Raw genomic sequence first — 14,707 nt, forward strand, 5'->3', positions numbered from 1 at the left:
AAAGCGGAGTCCGTACACTGCGCATCGTTGCGATTCCCTCCGTCACCCCGGACGTGTTCGGTGTCCATTGTGCCGCGTACGCCGTCGCAGGATTGTCGGACCACACCGCCCGTCGCCCCGTGGACCCCGGAACAAGTCCGGGGTGACGATGCGGAGCGGGGCCAACGGACTCACACCCGCATCGGCATCAGCACATAGAGCGCGGGCGAAGCGTCGTTCTCGCGGATCAGCGTCGGCGCGGCGGCGTCCGACAGATGGACTTCGCACAGGTCGCTGTCGATCTGCCCGAGAATGTCGAGCAGATAGCGGCTGTTGAAGCCGATCTCGAACGGGAGCGCGGTATATTCGCCGGGCACTTCCTCCGCCGCCGCGCCGTTTTCGGGGCTGGTGACCGACAGGGTGATCTTGTCGCGGTCGAGTGCCATCTTCACCGCGCGGGTCTTTTCGGTGGCGATGGTCGACACACGATCGACGCCTGCCATGAAGCTCTTTGGATCGAGCTTCAGCAGCTTGTCGTTCGCGGTCGGGATGACGCGCGAATAATCGGGGAAGGTGCCGTCGATCAGCTTGCTGGTCAGGATCGCCTGTCCCAGATCGAAGCGGATCTTGCTGCCCGACAGCGACACGCCGACCGAACCGTCGACCTCGTCCAGCAGCTTGCGCAGTTCGGCGACGCATTTGCGCGGCACGATGACGTCGGGCATCTTGTCCGCGCCCTCGGGCCGCTCGACGGTCATCCTTGCGAGGCGATGGCCATCGGTGGCGGCGGCCTTCAGCACCGGCTTACCATTATCCTCGGCGACATGCAGGAAGATGCCGTTGAGGTAATAGCGCGTCTCTTCGGTCGAGATCGCGAAGCGGGTCTTGTCGATGATCGCCTTCAGCGTGGTCGCGGGCAGTTCGAACTGGGTCGGCAGTTCCCCTTCGGCGATCACCGGGAAATCGTCGCGCGGCAACGTCGACAGGTTGAAGCGCGCGCGCCCGGCGACGATGGTCAACCGCCCTTCGGCGGCGGAGAGCTGGACCTGCGATCCGTCGGGCAGCTTGCGCGCGATGTCGAACAGGGTGTGGGCCGACACGGTGATCGCGCCCGGCTGGTCGATCGCCGCGGCGATGGTTTCGTCGATCTGCAGGTCGAGATCGGTCGCCATCAGGCGGATGCTCGATTCGCCCGCTTCGATCAGGACGTTGGACAGGATCGGGATGGTATTGCGCCGCTCGACCACCGACTGGACATGGCTGAGGCCCTTCAACAGGGTCGCGCGTTCGATCGTCGCCTTCATGATGTTCCCCCGCGCGGATGCGCTCGCACTTGAGGTCCGACAGACTCGGCCGGCCCCTAAATAGAATCCAATGCAGCCTGTCTAACGCAAAGAAAGGCCGGAGCAAGCTGCTCCGACCTTCCTCGCGTCCAAGTGGTTAGCACATGGTTAATGCGCCAGCCTGACTCGCTTCATCAGAACCGGATGCCGACGCCCGCGACGACCTGATGCCGGTCGGTGTCGATGTCGAACTGCGACGTCGTGCTGCCGTCACGGAACTGCAAATCGGCGTTGTTGTAGTTCGAATAGCGATATTCGAGCTTGGCATAGGCACGCGAGCCGATCGCCTGTTCGACACCGGCGCCGAGGCGGTAGCCGTTCAGTTCGAAATTCTCTCGGCTGCCGACGCTGCCGTCGCTGGCGACGACGTTCAGGCGGGCATTGGTGTAGCCGCCCTTCACATAGGCGAGCGTGGTCGGCGCGACGAGCAGGCCGGCGCGGGCGCCGACATAGAGGTCGCGGCCGGTCTTCACGCTGCCGAAGCCGAAGAAGTTCGGATCGGTGCGCGCGGTTTCGACCTTGCCGGTCGATCCGGTATATTCGCCCTCGACCCCGATCAGGAAGTTGCTGACCGCGAAGTCGTAACCGACGTCGCCGCCGTACACCATGCCGTTCACGGTCTGGTTATCGCCGTCGAGGTCGCTGTCCTGGGTGCTGCCCGGACGGATGCCGTCATAGCCGGCCAGCGCGCCGACGCGGAAGCCGGTGAAGGCGGGGTTCACGTCCTGCGCCAGCGCAGGGGTCGCCAGCATCGTGCCGGCAGCGGCAAGGCCAAGGATGAGGGTACGCATACTAGAAACTCCATTGTCACCGCCCGCGTTCACAGGGCGCGGGGGTTCAATGGACGTTTTGGCCGGGCGTTGCATGAACCTCACCTAAACAGCGAAATCCGTTGCAATTGCGCAACACCGGCTTGAAAGCAGGACCATGACGACCCAGCCACCAAAACGCCGAAAAGGCCGCGACTTCATCGCCCGCCATGGCGAGACGGTCTATAATCTCGCGCAGCGGATGCAGGGCGACCACCTGCACACGCCGCTGACCCGCGCGGGTTTCGCGCAGGCCGATGCAATGGGTGCGGCGCTGCGCGAGATGCTGGGCGCAAAGCCGGAATTGACGCTGTGGGCGTCGAGCGCGGGGCGCGCGCTGCAGACGCTGGCGATCATCGCCGAGCATCTGGAGTTGGACTGGCACGCCGCGCGCCGCGACGACCGGCTGGTCGAGATCGGCATGGGCGACTGGTCGGGCCGCTATTATCGCGAGCTGACCGGGGCGGACGCCGATTTCCTCGACGTCGAGGCGCGGCTGTACCGCCGCCCCGCCCCCGGCGGCGAATGGTATGACGCCATCGCCGCGCGGGTGGGTAGCTGGGCGGTCGACACGGCGGGCGATCCCGGCGACCGGCTGGTCATCATGCACGGCATGTCCAGCCGGGTGCTGCGTGGGCTTCTGACCGGTGCAGCCATCGATCCGCGGTTCGACGCGCCGGTCGCCGACGATCTGCCGCAGGGGTCGATCGCGCTGATCGAGGGGGCGCGCGAAAGCGTGCCGCATGTCGGCCGGGGGCGGGCCTCGCTCGCCGCGCCGGCTTGATCGCGCTGCTGCTGGCGGTGGCGGCACCGCAGGCGATCGGTATTCACCAGCGCTGGGGCGCGTTTCGCGACGAGGGGCCGACGCGCTGCTATGCGATCAGCCGTCCGGTGCGGGGCGATACCGGAACGCCCTTTGCCAGCGTAGCGACCTGGCCGGGAGCCGGTGCGCGCGGGCAACTGCATGTGCGGCTCAGCCGACCGAAAGCTCCGCGCGCGGGCGTCGTGCTGGCGATCGGGGAGCGGCGGTTCGACCTGACCGCCGGGCGGATCGACGCATGGAGTCCAGATGCCGCCACCGATCGCGCGATCGTCGCGGCGATGCGCGGCGGGCGGTCGATGAGTATCGAGAGCGTCGCGGCGAACGGGGCGGCCTTCGTCGACGTCTATGCGCTGTCGGGCGCGGCGACCGCGATCGATACGGCGGCGTTGGGGTGTTTGTAGCAGCGTCGTCATTCCCGCGCAGGCGGGAATCCATTGCCGCCGACGTTCCGGCAGGAATCACTGCCGCTGCGCGTATGGATCCCCGCCTTCGCGGGGATGACGAGTCGGATGCGGTCGGGGGAGAGTGGAAATCCCGCCCGAAATCGGCTATATCCCACCGATGCTTACAGTCTCGACGCCGCCCATGCCGATTCCCGGCCATGTCGATACCGTGCCCGTGCCGCGCGGCCTTGCCCCGCGTCCCGATGGGCGGACCGATCTGGTCGGACTGTCCAAGCCGGAGATTCGCGCCGCGCTGGAGGCGGCCGGTTTCGATGCGCGCCAGGCGAAGCTGCGCGCGAAGCAGCTGTGGCACTGGATCTACAATCGCGGTGCGACCGAGTTCGCAGGCATGACCGACATCGCCAAGGCGCAGCATCCGGTGCTGGAGCGGCACTTCGTCATCGGCCGGCCCGATGTGAAGGAAGCGCATGTGTCGACCGACGGCACGCGCAAATGGCTGCTGACCTCGCCCGACGGGCAGGATTACGAGATGGTGTTCATCCCCGACGCCGATCGGGGGACGCTGTGCGTGTCGAGCCAGGTCGGCTGCACGCTCAACTGCACCTTCTGCCACACCGGCACGATGCGGCTGGTGCGCAACCTGACCGCCGGGGAAATCGTCGGACAGGTGATGCTGGCGCGCGATTCGCTGGGCGAGTGGCCGAGCCAGCCCGAGGGGCGGATGCTCACCAACATCGTGATGATGGGCATGGGCGAACCGCTCTATAACTTCGATTCGGTGCGCGACGCGCTGGGCGTCGTCATGGACGGTGACGGGCTGGCCCTGTCGAAGCGGCGGATCACGCTCAGCACGTCGGGCGTGGTGCCGATGATGGCGCGCGCGGGCGAGGAGATCGGCGTGAACCTCGCGGTGTCGCTGCACGCGGTAACCAAGGAAGTGCGCGACGAGATCGTGCCGCTCAACCGCAAATACGGCATCGAGGAATTGTTGCAGGCGTGCGCCGACTATCCCGGCGCGAACAATGCCCGGCGCATCACGTTCGAATATGTGATGCTGAAGGACAAGAACGACAGCGACGACGATGCGCGCGAACTGGTGCGACTGCTGCGCAAATACCAGTTGCCGGCGAAGGTGAACCTGATCCCGTTCAACCCGTGGCCGGGCACCGTGTACGAATGCTCCACGCCGGAACGCATCCGTGCGTTCAGCGACATCGTGTTCGAAGGCGGCATCTCCGCCCCCGTCCGCCGTACGCGCGGGCAGGACATCGGCGCGGCGTGCGGTCAGTTGAAGACGGCGGCGGAAAAGAAGAGCCGGGCGGAGCGTGATCGGGCGGAAGCGGAAGCGGCGGCGTGAGGACGAAGGCACTTTGATGCGGCGGGGCCTCTGCACCCCTAGCGTGAACCTGCCTTCCTACTTCGTCAGCCGCGCCGCCGCCCAATCGCGCAGCATCGCCGCTTCGGCCTCGTCCACGCCGCCGGCGAAGCCGATCGTCCGCGCACCATGATCGAACTGCACCGCGCCCATCCGGTTGATGAACGGAGCGAACCCCGCCTGACTCTTCTCGACGAAGGACTGGGCCGGCGCACGCAGATTGCGCACCTCGCCGCCGCGATACACCCGCGTCCGCGCGAACGGACCGGCGCGCAGCTGTAGCGAAAGGTCGCCGGCGCGCACCGCGATTACCTCCCGCCCGACCAATTGCCACAGGATCGTGGCGGCTGCGAAAGTCCATCCGGCTGCCCAGCCGACCAGCCAGATGCACAGGAACCATTGGAACTCGCGCATTACCTCGCCAATCGCCGTGATGCCGCCAAACGTCCACATCGTCAGCCACACACTCAGAAACGGCAAGGCGAACCAGTTGCGACGGGCGGTCAGGACGATGACTTCGCCGGCACCGTCGACGACGACGCGGTGGCGGGGCGGACGGGGCGTGACATAGCGCGGTGCGGTGGGCATCGAAGGACAGGCTATGCCACCCCCGCCGCGCTGTCACGTCCCCCTCGACAGCGCTCCGGCGATGGTATCTAGCGCGGCGATGCTCGACGCCTCCTCCCTTGCCCTTGCCGCTGGTGCCGGCGTGCTCGGCGGTGCGATGAACGCGCTGGCCGGGGGCGGGACCTTTGCGACGATGCCCGCGCTGATCGCGCTGGGGCTGCCCGGATCGATCGCCAATGCGACCTCCAACGTCGCGCTGCAGCCGGGGGCCATCGCCAGCGCCTGGGCCTATCGCCGGGGGCTGGGGCCGCTGGGCGGATTGCCGATCCGGTTGCTGGCCGCCATCACCTTCGTCTCCGGCCTGCTCGGCAGCCTGTTGCTGGTGTGGACGCCCAGCACCCTGTTCGACGTGATCGTGCCGTGGCTGTTGCTGGTCGCGTTCCTCGCCATCGCGTTCGGGCGGAGCGCGGCGCGCTGGCTGCACGACCGGGTGACGATCGGTCCGGCGGCGCTGGTCGTGGCCCAGGTGCTGCTGGGCATCTATGGCGGCTATTTCGGCGGTGGCGTGGGGATGATGGTCACCGCGACCTATGGCCTGCTGGTCGGGCAGAGCGTCAAGTCGATGGCGGCACCGCGCACGCTGATGCTGGCCACCGCCAACAGCGCGGCGGCGATCGTGTTCGTGGCCACCGGCATGGTCGCATGGGCGGCGTGTATCCCGATGATCCTGGGCAGCATTCTCGGCGGATGGCTGGGCGCGAAGCTGGGTGCGCGGCTGACGCCGGGGCAGATTCGCGCGTGGACGCTGGTGGTGACGTTCGGCGTGACCGTTGCGTTCTTCGTGCGCGCCTACCGCTAACCCGGCCGCCGCATGTCGAAGCGTTCGCCGGGTTCGAAATAATCCCCCGCCCCGCCGCCGCGCAGGATCGGACGGGCGCGTTCGGTGCGATAGACGCCGTCGTCGAGCTGCGCCGGATCGATATGGACCTGCACCACTTCCCCCAGCACCAGCCAGGTATCGATGTCGCCGCCCCGATGATCGGTCAGGCGGATGATCTGCGTCGTGCGGCATTCGAACTGGACCGGCGACCCGGCGACGCGGGGCGGCGCGACCAGCGTCGAGGGCAAGGTGTCGAGGCCGGCAAGGGCGAATTCATCGGCATCGGTCATCGCCGAGGTCGCGTTCATCGCCTCCGCCTGTGGCCGCGTCGCGAGGTTCCAGACGAACTCCCCGGTCGCCCGGGCATTGGCCAGCGTATCCTTGGCCGCGGTCGAGGCGAAGCCGATGATCGGCGGACGATAGTTGAAGGCGTTGAAGAAACTGTAGGGCGCGAGATTTCGTTTCCCCTCGCCCGACAGGCTGGAAATCCAGCCGATCGGGCGCGGCGCGACGATCGCGTTGAACGGATCATGGGGCAGGCGATGGCCGTCGGCCGGGGCATAGGAATGGAAGTCGGTCATGGTCGTCCCCAACGCACGATATGGACGCCGGGTGCAACGCCCCTTCGCACCGCCCGGTTCGCGCCGTAGGATGACGGCATGACGACGCGAACGATCAAGCGCCATGCCCTTGCCACCCGGTTGTGGCACTGGGTCAATGCGGTCGCGGTCATCATCCTGATCGGCAGCGGGCTGATGATCCTGAACGCCCATCCCCGGCTCTATTGGGGGCGGTACGGCGCCAATTTCGACCATGCGTGGCTGACGTTCGACCGGTTCCCGGGATGGGTGACGATCCCGCAGACCTACAACCTGGCGCTCGCCCGCAACTGGCATCTGACCTTCGCGCTGGTGCTGGGGTTCGGTTTGCTGGCGTACATGATCGCGAGTCTGGTCAATCGGCATTTCCAGCGCGATCTGGCGCTGCGTCGGCGGGAATTGTCGCGGCGGCATCTGCTGGCGGATATTCGCGCGCATCTCGCCTTCCGCTTCCATGATCCTGAGGCACCCGGCGATTACAACATATTGCAGAAGCTGAGCTATGTCCTGGTGATCTTCGGGCTGCTGCCGCTGGTGATCGCGACCGGCATCACCCTGTCGCCGGGGCTGAACGCGGCGTTTCCATGGCTGCTGGAAATTCTGGGCGGGCGGCAATCGGCGCGGTCGATCCATTTCCTGGCCGCGAGCGGCATCACCCTGTTCGTGATCGTCCATCTGGTGCTGGTTATCCTCGCCGGCGCGCTCAACGAGGTACGTTCGATGGTTACCGGTCGCTGGCGGGTGCCCGAATGAGCCGGCTGATCTCGCGTCGGTCGGCGCTGGTGGTGGGGGCCGGCGGACTGGTCACGGCGTGCGACCGGGTGGCGCAACTGCCCGCCGCACAGGCACTGCTGGGCGGCACGGAGGATGTCCATCGCGGCCTGCAACGCGCAATCACCGCCCGCGACGCGCTGGCGGTCGAATATCGCCCCGAACAGCGTTCCCCGATCTTTCGTGCCAACGGCACCAACAATCCGAATACGCCCGATTACAACGCCCATGTCGCGAACCGCTTCGCCGATTGGCGGGTGACGATCGACGGGCTGGTCGCGCGACCGCTGTCGCTGCGGCTCGACCAGATCCGGTCGATACCGTCGCGACAGCAGATCACGCGGCACGACTGCGTCGAGGGGTGGAGCGCGATCGGCAAATGGACCGGGCCGCGATTGTCGCGGCTGCTCGAACTGGCGGGGTTGCGGCCGGACGCGCGCTATCTGGTGTTCCACTGCGCCGATGCGATCGGCGGGCGGCGCTATTACGAATCGATCGATCTGGTCGATGCCTTCCACCCGCAGACGATATTGGCGTGGGCGCTGAACGACCGGCTGCTGGGTGTGCCGAACGGTGCGCCGCTGCGCCTGCGGGTCGAGCGGCAACTGGGGTACAAGCACGCCAAATATGTCGAGCGGATCGAGGCGGTCGCGTCGCTGGGCGGTATCGCCGGGGGCAAGGGCGGCTTCTGGGAAGATGTCGCCGGGTATGACTGGTATGCCGGGATTTAGGTAGGAAGAAGTCGGTTCACGCGAAGGCGCGGAGGGGTTGCGTCCGGCGCGACGACGCCCGCGTAAGCGGCTTTATCGACCTTTACAGCGGGCGGGATGGTCTACCGATCGCGGCAGCATCGCCTCGTACCCGACCTCTCTGCGCCTCCGCGCCTCTGCGCGAACCACTTTTCTTCTTCTCCGCGTCTCCGCGCCTTCGCGTGAACCAACCCTATCTTCTTCGACCGAGCGAGACCCCAGCTTGCGCTGGGGTGACGTTCGAGGCGGGCGGTGGTGCGGCAGGGCAGCCACGTGTGGCTCTGGATTCCCGCCTGCGCGGGGATAAGGAAGGCAGGAAAGCCGCACGAAAAAGGGGCCCGCGTCGCCGCGAGCCCCCTTTCCTTCACGCCGAAGCGTGCCGATCAGTTGTCGGTGATGAACGACGGCAGGCCGGCATTGCCACCGTCTTCCTTCGCCTCTTCGCGACGCGGACGGTCGCCACGGTCGCGGCGGGGGCCACGGTCGCCGCCGTCGCGACGCGGGCCGCGATCGCCGCCTTCGCCGCGCGGACCACGATCACCACGATCGCCACCGTCACGACGGGGACCACGCGGGCCACGGTCGCCGCCTTCGCGCGGTTCGCGTGCAGGACGGGTGTCCTCCAGCTCGGCACCGGTTTCCTGGTCGACGACGCGCATCGACAGGCGCACCTTGCCGCGCGGATCGACTTCGAGGACCTTGACCTTCACTTCCTGTCCCTCGGACAGAACGTCGGCGACCTTCTCGACCCGCTCGTTGCGGATTTCCGAAACGTGGACGAGACCGTCCTTGCCGCCCATGAAGTTCACGAACGCACCGAAATCGACGAGGTTGACGACCTTGCCGTTGTAGATCTTGCCGACCTCGGCCTCTTCGACCAGGCCCTTGATCCAATTGATCGCGGCTTCGATCTGCGCCGGATCGGACGACGACACCTTGATGACGCCCTCGTCGTCGATGTCGACCTTCGCGCCGGTGGTGGCGACGATCTCGCGGATCACCTTGCCGCCGGTGCCGATGACTTCACGAATCTTCGACTTGTCGATCGTGAAGGTTTCGATGCGCGGGGCGTGCGCCGACAGCTCGCCACGGGTTTCGCCCAGTGCCTTAGCCATTTCGCCGAGGATGTGCGCGCGGCCTTCATTGGCCTGCGCGAGTGCGACCTTCATGATCTCTTCGGTGATACCGGCGATCTTGATGTCCATCTGCAGGCTGGTGATGCCTTCGCTGGTGCCGGCGACCTTGAAGTCCATGTCGCCCAGATGATCCTCGTCGCCGAGGATGTCGCTGATGACCGCGAAATCCTTGCCTTCGAGGATCAATCCCATGGCGATGCCCGACACCGGACGCTTGAGCGGCACGCCCGCGTCCATCATCGACAGCGAACCGCCGCACACCGTCGCCATCGACGACGAGCCGTTCGACTCGGTGATGTCCGACAGGACGCGGATCGTGTACGGGAACTCGTCCTTGGTCGGCAGGACCGGGTTGAGCGCGCGCCACGCGAGCTTGCCGTGGCCGACTTCTCGACGCCCCGGCGCACCGAAGCGACCGACTTCACCGACCGAATAAGGCGGGAAGTTATAGTGCAGCATGAAGCGTTCGTAGTGCAGGCCGTTCAGCCCGTCGATCATCTGCTCCGCGTCCTTGGTGCCAAGCGTCGTGGTGCAGATCGCCTGTGTCTCGCCGCGAGTGAACAGCGCCGAACCATGCGCGCGCGGCAGGAAGTGGACCATCGCCTCGATCGGGCGGACCGTCTTCGTATCGCGGCCGTCGATGCGGCGGCCGTCCTTCAGGATGGCGGTACGGACGATCTCGGCTTCCAGCTTCTTCACGAGCTTGAGCGTGCCGAGATACTGCGCCGGATCGCTTTCCTTGAGGTCGGCCAGCGCTTCGCGCGCCTTGGTGCGGGCGTCGTTGATCGCGTTCTGGCGCGCCTGCTTGTCGGTCAGCTTGTAGGCTGCCGTCAGGTCCTTGCCGATCAGCGTCTTGAGCTTCTTCTTCGCGGCCGACTGGTCGGCGACGGGTGCCAGTTCCCACGGGTCCTTGGCGGCCTGTTCCGCTAGGTCGATGATGCAGTCGACGATCTTCTTCGACGCATCGTGCGCGAAGACGACGGCGCCCAGCATGACCTCTTCCGACAGCTCCTTGGCTTCGGATTCGACCATCATCACCGCATCGCCGGTGGCGGCGACGACGAGGTCGAGTTCGCCTTCCTTCACCTGATCCAGCGTCGGGTTCAGGACATATTCGCCATCGACATAGCCGACGCGCGCCGCGCCGATCGGACCCATGAACGGCACGCCCGAAATCGTCAGTGCCGCCGACGCGGCGATCATCGCGACGATGTCCGGCTCGTTCTCGCCGTCATAGCTCAGCACCTGGGCGATGACGTTGATTTCGTTGTAGAAACCTTCGGGGAACAGCGGGCGGATCGGACGGTCGATCAGGCGGCTGACCAGTGTTTCCTTTTCGGTCGCACCGCGTTCGCGCTTGAAGAAGCCGCCGGGGATGCGGCCCGCGGCCGAATACTTCTCCTGATAGTGGACAGTCAGCGGGAAGAAATCCTGCCCTTCCTTGACCGAGCGTGCGGCGGTGACCGCGCACAGCACCACGGTTTCCCCCAACGTCGCGATGACCGCGCCGTCGGCTTGCCGTGCGACACGGCCCGTTTCGAGGGTCAGCGTCTTGCCGCCCAGGTCCATGGTGCTTTTCTTGATATCGAACATGTCGTTTCCTTCGCGTCCGGCGGCCCTATGCGCGCCGGGGCAGCTTGGGTGGAGGTCCACCCCTTGAATCAGGCCGTTTCGGCCCGGTGTCCCGCATCGCCGGATTGCGGCGGGACGGCTTGGCCGGATGTCCGGTCGCAAAGCCTATACCCCGTTTTGCGGGGAATTGGGTGACGGAGTTTGTGCCGCCCCACATGGAAAAAGGGCGGCCCGTCGGACCGCCCTTTCCCTTACTTCCGAAGGCCGAGCTTCGCGATCAGCGTCGTGTAACGCTCCGCGTCCTTCTTCTTCAGATAGTCGAGCAGCGAACGCCGCTTGTTGACCAGCATCAGCAGACCGCGACGCGAGTGATTGTCCTTCGCATGGGTCTTGAAGTGCTCGGTCAGGTTCTGGATGCGGGTGGTCAGGATGGCGACCTGTACTTCAGGGCTGCCGGTGTCGCCTTCGGCGCGGGCATGTTCCTGGATCAGTGCCTGACGGTTTTCGGGAGTGATCGACATCGTCGTCCTTTCTATTCGAGGTTGAAGCCGCGCACGACACGGGTTTCCCCGTCGAGTGTCTCGACCAGCGCCACCGGGACATTCCCCAGCGTCGCGAAGCCCAGACCGTCGTCCGCTGCAAACCCGATCAGTCGAAGCCCCTTGCGGAGCCGCCCTGCCTGATCGGGGTTCAGGGACAGAGCCGGGATGTCGTCCAGCCCCGCCCCCAGTGGCAGGAGCGTTTCTTCAAGCGCGTGCCCCTTACCCAATTCCGCCAGTTTGTCCAGCGAAATGGCCGATTCGAGGGTGAACGGGCCGGCTTTGGTGCGGCGGAGCATGGTGACGTGGCCGACCGTGCCGAGCGCGAAGGCGATGTCGCGGGCGAGGCTGCGGATATAGGTGCCCTTCGACACGAAGGCGGACAGGGTGATTTCCTGCAAATCCTCCCCGCTCGCGGGCAAGGGGACCGCAGGCGCAGCCGGGGGTGGAGGGGGGCTTCCAGCAGCGGAGCGTTCGTGGACGCCCCCCTCCACCATGCTGCGCATGGTCCCCCTCCCCGTGCCGGGGAGGATTTGGAGCGCGTAAACCGTCACCTTCCGAGTCGCGAGGACTACCTCTTCCCCCTTGCGCGCCAGGTCATAGGCACGTTCGCCATCGACCTTCAGCGCGGAGTATGCCGGCGGAACCTGCTCGATCGGCCCGGTAAAGCGCGCCAAGACCGCCCCAACCGCCGCCAGCGTCGGCCGCACCGGCGACTCGGCGATCACCTTGCCCTCCAGGTCGAGCGTATCGGTCTGCGTGCCGAAGCGGATGGTGAAGTCGTAGCGTTTCGAAGCGTCGAGCATCCGCCCGGCAAGCTTGGTAGCCTCCCCGATCGCGACCGGCAGCACGCCGGTCGCCAGCGGGTCGAGCGTGCCGCCATGGCCGACCTTGTGCTTGCCATAGCCGCCCTCGCGCAGCGCGCGCTTCACTGCCGAGACGATCTGCGTCGATCCGGGGCCGAGCGGTTTGTCGATGATGATCCAGCCGTGCATCAGGAAATCCAGATTCGGTTACCGGCGATCCATCGCCACTTGCCGCCCTCGCGACGAAACGCCCATTGATCGCCGACGCCCGAGCGTGGCCCCGCGACGATGCCGACCTCGACGAACGCCCAGTCGCCATGATGCGCGACGTTCGAAAGCGTGACCGACACGCAACCCACCGTGGGCTGCAATGCCTGTCCGGGTTGCAGCAGGTCGAGGGCAATCGCCGGACCATCGGACCCTGCCCCCGTGCTGCGCGGCGGCGGCGGGAAGGGATCGGCCAGCAACAGCGCGACGACCGCGTCGTTCAGTTCCTGTCGCCGCCACCCGATCAGCGGCTTGTCGTCGGCGCCGGTCCAGCGCGCCTGCGCGATCCATTGGCCCGCGACCTTTCGGCGCTGGTCGGGCGTCAGGGCAAGGATGTCGGGCGCTTCGGCCATGTTGGCGCGCATCTCCGCGAACGTCCGGTCGAGCAGCGTCGGCGTGATGCAGCGGGGCGCCGCTCCATCGCCGCCGATCTTTCGCAACGTCGCGCGGAGGACCTCCGCATCGTCGGACGGCAACGGGGCCGCCGACAACAGGGCCAGCATCGGCAGGATCGCAAAAGCGCGCATCAACGCATGGCGTCGCAGAAATGGCGTCGGCACAGCGCGACATAGCGGTCGTTGCCGCCGATTTCGGTCTGCTGCCCATCGCGCACGGCGCGCCCCTCGCTATCCACCCGCAGGTTCATCGTCGCCTTGCGCCCGCAGGTGCAGACCGATTTCAACTCGATCAGCGCATCGGCGATCGCCAGCAGCCGCGCCGATCCGGGGAAAAGCGCGCCCCGGAAATCGGTACGTAGGCCATAGGCGAGCACCGGCACGCCCAGATCGTCGGCGACCTTCGCCAGTTGATCCACCTGCACGCTCGACAGGAATTGCGCCTCATCGACCAGCACGCAGCCGACCGCGTGCTGGCAGTGTTGCGCGGCGACGGTTTCGAGCAGGTCGGTATCGGCGTCGAACGGCGTCGCGGGTGCCGACAGGCCGATGCGCGAGCCGATCGTCCCCGCCCCCTCGCGCGTGTCGATCGCGGCGGTGAACAGCATCGTGGTCAGCCCGCGCTCGCGATAGTTGAAATCGGCCTGCAGCAGCGTCGTCGATTTGCCCGCGTTCATCGAAGCATAATAGAAATAGAGCTTGGCCACTCAGTCGTCGGCCCCGCCCTCGCCATCGCCCAGCTCCAGATCGCGCGCGACCTTGGGATCGCGCAGCAGTTGGTCGATGCGAGTGCCTTCGTCGAAGCTCTCGTCGATCAGGAATTTGAGCTTCGCGGCATATTTCAGGTTCACCCGCCGCGCGACCTCCGACTGGAGATAGGCGGTGTTGGTGCGCAGCGCCTTCACCACGACCTGCTCGTCCTTGCCGAGGAACGGCTTCACGAACACCGTCGCATGGCGCAGGTCGGGCGACATGCGGACTTCGGTGACCGAGACAAGATGCTTTTCCAGCACCTCGTCATGCACGTCGCCGCGCGCGAGGATTTCGGACAGGATGTGGCGGACCTGTTCGCCGACGCGCAGCAGGCGGACGGAGCGGGTTTCGGGCGTGGTGTCTGACATGATCTAACCGAATTGACAGTGGAACCAGTGGCTGTCGAGTCGCTGGCACCAGATGGTGTTGTTACCGAACACGTTCGCAATGTCGGCGGCGACCGGCCCGCCGTTCCAGCCGCGCGCGGAGGCCATGCGGTCGATGGGATCGTGGACGATCGCCGCCCAGCTTCCGAGCGGATCGATCACGGTCGTGAAGGCCCGGCGTGGGCCTGCCTGTTCGACGATAGCGACACCGATGGGCGCGGGGCCGCCGGTCAGCGCCCGGTCGAACGCGCTACGCTCCGATCGCAGCAGCCACCATGACGGCGCGACATGCGACCAATAGAGCGCATGGCTTGCCAGGAACGCGGCGAAAGGCAGCGCGTTGATCGGCACGAAAACCGGCAACAACGCCGGTATTCCCGCCGCGCGCAATCGCCAGCTTCGCACCAAACCGTCGATCAGCAGCGCCAGCCAGCATAGCGCCAGCACGGCCGCGACGACGGGAATCGCCCAATAGGAAAGGAGGTTGGCGACGAACAGCGCCGCCGCCCCGCCGACCACCCATGCCGCCACTAAGCGCAGCCGGGGCCGGAGCG

General features: G+C 66.4%; 17 protein-coding genes. 6 read left to right on the top strand and 11 right to left on the bottom strand.

The annotated features are described in order from the left end of the window. Nucleotides 1-170: 170 nt before the first annotated feature. Together dnaN and ASE83_RS01715 are read right to left on the bottom strand one after the other, a co-directional pair. Complete coding sequence (gene dnaN / locus ASE83_RS01710) at nucleotides 171-1,283, bottom strand: DNA polymerase III subunit beta (RefSeq protein WP_055786788.1); 1,113 nt, start codon at nucleotides 1,281-1,283, stop codon at nucleotides 171-173. A gap of 173 nt (nucleotides 1,284-1,456) precedes the next feature. Further along, nucleotides 1,457-2,113 (bottom strand): outer membrane protein, encoded by a 657-nt coding sequence (locus ASE83_RS01715; RefSeq protein WP_055786787.1) that lies wholly within the window; start codon nucleotides 2,111-2,113, stop codon nucleotides 1,457-1,459. 136 nt (nucleotides 2,114-2,249) lie between these two features. Here ASE83_RS01715 and ASE83_RS01720 point away from each other — a divergent pair, with 136 nt between their 5' ends. The 3 genes from ASE83_RS01720 to rlmN all read left to right on the top strand — a co-directional run bounded on the left by ASE83_RS01720 (nucleotide 2,250) and on the right by rlmN (nucleotide 4,715). Continuing rightward, nucleotides 2,250-2,915, top strand: a complete 666-nt coding sequence (locus tag ASE83_RS01720) for a histidine phosphatase family protein (RefSeq protein ID WP_055786785.1) — start codon at nucleotides 2,250-2,252, stop codon at nucleotides 2,913-2,915. After that, nucleotides 2,912-3,355 carry a hypothetical protein gene (locus ASE83_RS01725; RefSeq protein ID WP_055786781.1) on the top strand — a complete coding sequence of 148 codons (444 nt, stop codon included), beginning with the start codon at nucleotides 2,912-2,914 and terminating at the stop codon, nucleotides 3,353-3,355. Before ASE83_RS01720 ends, ASE83_RS01725 begins: the two co-directional genes overlap by 4 nt. Nucleotides 3,356-3,515: 160 nt before the next feature. Then, nucleotides 3,516-4,715, top strand: coding sequence for a 23S rRNA (adenine(2503)-C(2))-methyltransferase RlmN (rlmN, locus tag ASE83_RS01730; protein ID WP_055787713.1), 1,200 nt, complete (start codon nucleotides 3,516-3,518; stop codon nucleotides 4,713-4,715). A 57-nt stretch (nucleotides 4,716-4,772) separates the two neighbouring features. On the opposite strand, the gene ASE83_RS01735 is transcribed toward rlmN, so the two are convergent. Then, nucleotides 4,773-5,321, bottom strand: a complete 549-nt coding sequence (locus ASE83_RS01735; protein WP_055786778.1) for a hypothetical protein — start codon at nucleotides 5,319-5,321, stop codon at nucleotides 4,773-4,775. 13 nt (nucleotides 5,322-5,334) lie between these two features. On the opposite strand from ASE83_RS01735, the gene ASE83_RS01740 reads away from it, so the two are divergent. Further along, entirely contained in the window at nucleotides 5,335-6,159 is an 825-nt protein-coding gene (locus tag ASE83_RS01740) for a sulfite exporter TauE/SafE family protein (RefSeq protein WP_235513159.1), read from the top strand. Here ASE83_RS01740 and ASE83_RS01745 read toward each other — a convergent pair. Next, nucleotides 6,156-6,761: a flavin reductase family protein gene (locus ASE83_RS01745; RefSeq protein WP_055786772.1), complete on the bottom strand. Its 606-nt coding sequence runs from the start codon at nucleotides 6,759-6,761 to the stop codon at nucleotides 6,156-6,158. The two genes, ASE83_RS01740 and ASE83_RS01745, sit on opposite strands and share 4 nt — an antisense overlap. Nucleotides 6,762-6,839: 78 nt before the next feature. Here ASE83_RS01745 and ASE83_RS01750 point away from each other — a divergent pair, with 78 nt between their 5' ends. After that, nucleotides 6,840-7,532, top strand: coding sequence for a cytochrome b/b6 domain-containing protein (locus ASE83_RS01750; protein ID WP_055786769.1), 693 nt, complete (start codon nucleotides 6,840-6,842; stop codon nucleotides 7,530-7,532). Then, the gene (locus tag ASE83_RS01755; protein WP_055786766.1) at nucleotides 7,529-8,281 is read left to right on the top strand and encodes a molybdopterin-dependent oxidoreductase; all 753 of its coding nucleotides are present in this window, start codon (nucleotides 7,529-7,531) and stop codon (nucleotides 8,279-8,281) included. The genes ASE83_RS01750 and ASE83_RS01755 overlap by 4 nt, the downstream gene beginning before the upstream one ends. Nucleotides 8,282-8,682: 401 nt before the next feature. Here ASE83_RS01755 and pnp read toward each other — a convergent pair whose 3' ends face one another. The 7 genes from pnp to ASE83_RS01790 form a co-directional block, all read right to left on the bottom strand. Next, on the bottom strand, nucleotides 8,683-11,028 hold the full coding sequence (gene pnp / locus ASE83_RS01760; RefSeq protein WP_055786764.1) for a polyribonucleotide nucleotidyltransferase: 2,346 nt from the start codon (nucleotides 11,026-11,028) through the stop codon (nucleotides 8,683-8,685). A 230-nt stretch (nucleotides 11,029-11,258) separates the two neighbouring features. Continuing rightward, nucleotides 11,259-11,528 (bottom strand): 30S ribosomal protein S15, encoded by a 270-nt coding sequence (rpsO, locus tag ASE83_RS01765; protein WP_055786761.1) that lies wholly within the window; start codon nucleotides 11,526-11,528, stop codon nucleotides 11,259-11,261. 11 nt (nucleotides 11,529-11,539) lie between these two features. Beyond that, nucleotides 11,540-12,541 (bottom strand): tRNA pseudouridine(55) synthase TruB, encoded by a 1,002-nt coding sequence (truB, locus tag ASE83_RS01770; protein ID WP_055786758.1) that lies wholly within the window; start codon nucleotides 12,539-12,541, stop codon nucleotides 11,540-11,542. Next, nucleotides 12,541-13,146 (bottom strand): hypothetical protein, encoded by a 606-nt coding sequence (locus ASE83_RS01775; protein ID WP_055786755.1) that lies wholly within the window; start codon nucleotides 13,144-13,146, stop codon nucleotides 12,541-12,543. The genes truB and ASE83_RS01775 overlap by 1 nt, the downstream gene beginning before the upstream one ends. Beyond that, on the bottom strand, nucleotides 13,146-13,721 hold the full coding sequence (locus tag ASE83_RS01780) for a thymidine kinase (protein ID WP_055786752.1): 576 nt from the start codon (nucleotides 13,719-13,721) through the stop codon (nucleotides 13,146-13,148). Before ASE83_RS01780 ends, ASE83_RS01775 begins: the two co-directional genes overlap by 1 nt. Beyond that, nucleotides 13,722-14,135 (bottom strand): 30S ribosome-binding factor RbfA, encoded by a 414-nt coding sequence (gene rbfA, locus ASE83_RS01785; RefSeq protein ID WP_055786748.1) that lies wholly within the window; start codon nucleotides 14,133-14,135, stop codon nucleotides 13,722-13,724. A gap of 3 nt (nucleotides 14,136-14,138) precedes the next feature. Then, complete coding sequence (locus ASE83_RS01790) at nucleotides 14,139-14,684, bottom strand: hypothetical protein (RefSeq protein WP_055786746.1); 546 nt, start codon at nucleotides 14,682-14,684, stop codon at nucleotides 14,139-14,141. Nucleotides 14,685-14,707: the final 23 nt, after the last annotated feature.

It is taken from the genome of Sphingomonas sp. Leaf32 (genome assembly GCF_001421765.1).
In the GTDB taxonomy this organism is placed as follows: domain Bacteria; phylum Pseudomonadota; class Alphaproteobacteria; order Sphingomonadales; family Sphingomonadaceae; genus Sphingomonas.

Bases quoted from the DNA above. Each gene is read 5' to 3' on its own strand.
- dnaN (WP_055786788.1), bottom strand. From the start codon at position 1,283: ATGAAGGCGACGATCGAACGCGCGACCCTGTTGAAGGGCCTCAGCCAT.
- ASE83_RS01715 (WP_055786787.1), bottom strand. From the start codon at position 2,113: ATGCGTACCCTCATCCTTGGCCTTGCCGCTGCCGGCACGATGCTGGCG.
- ASE83_RS01720 (WP_055786785.1), top strand. From the start codon at position 2,250: ATGACGACCCAGCCACCAAAACGCCGAAAAGGCCGCGACTTCATCGCC.
- rlmN (WP_055787713.1), top strand. From the start codon at position 3,516: ATGCTTACAGTCTCGACGCCGCCCATGCCGATTCCCGGCCATGTCGAT.
- ASE83_RS01735 (WP_055786778.1), bottom strand. From the start codon at position 5,321: ATGCCCACCGCACCGCGCTATGTCACGCCCCGTCCGCCCCGCCACCGC.
- ASE83_RS01740 (WP_235513159.1), top strand. From the start codon at position 5,335: ATGCCACCCCCGCCGCGCTGTCACGTCCCCCTCGACAGCGCTCCGGCG.
- ASE83_RS01745 (WP_055786772.1), bottom strand. From the start codon at position 6,761: ATGACCGACTTCCATTCCTATGCCCCGGCCGACGGCCATCGCCTGCCC.
- ASE83_RS01750 (WP_055786769.1), top strand. From the start codon at position 6,840: ATGACGACGCGAACGATCAAGCGCCATGCCCTTGCCACCCGGTTGTGG.
- ASE83_RS01755 (WP_055786766.1), top strand. From the start codon at position 7,529: ATGAGCCGGCTGATCTCGCGTCGGTCGGCGCTGGTGGTGGGGGCCGGC.
- pnp (WP_055786764.1), bottom strand. From the start codon at position 11,028: ATGTTCGATATCAAGAAAAGCACCATGGACCTGGGCGGCAAGACGCTG.
- rpsO (WP_055786761.1), bottom strand. From the start codon at position 11,528: ATGTCGATCACTCCCGAAAACCGTCAGGCACTGATCCAGGAACATGCC.
- truB (WP_055786758.1), bottom strand. From the start codon at position 12,541: ATGCACGGCTGGATCATCATCGACAAACCGCTCGGCCCCGGATCGACG.
- ASE83_RS01775 (WP_055786755.1), bottom strand. From the start codon at position 13,146: ATGCGCGCTTTTGCGATCCTGCCGATGCTGGCCCTGTTGTCGGCGGCC.
- rbfA (WP_055786748.1), bottom strand. From the start codon at position 14,135: ATGTCAGACACCACGCCCGAAACCCGCTCCGTCCGCCTGCTGCGCGTC.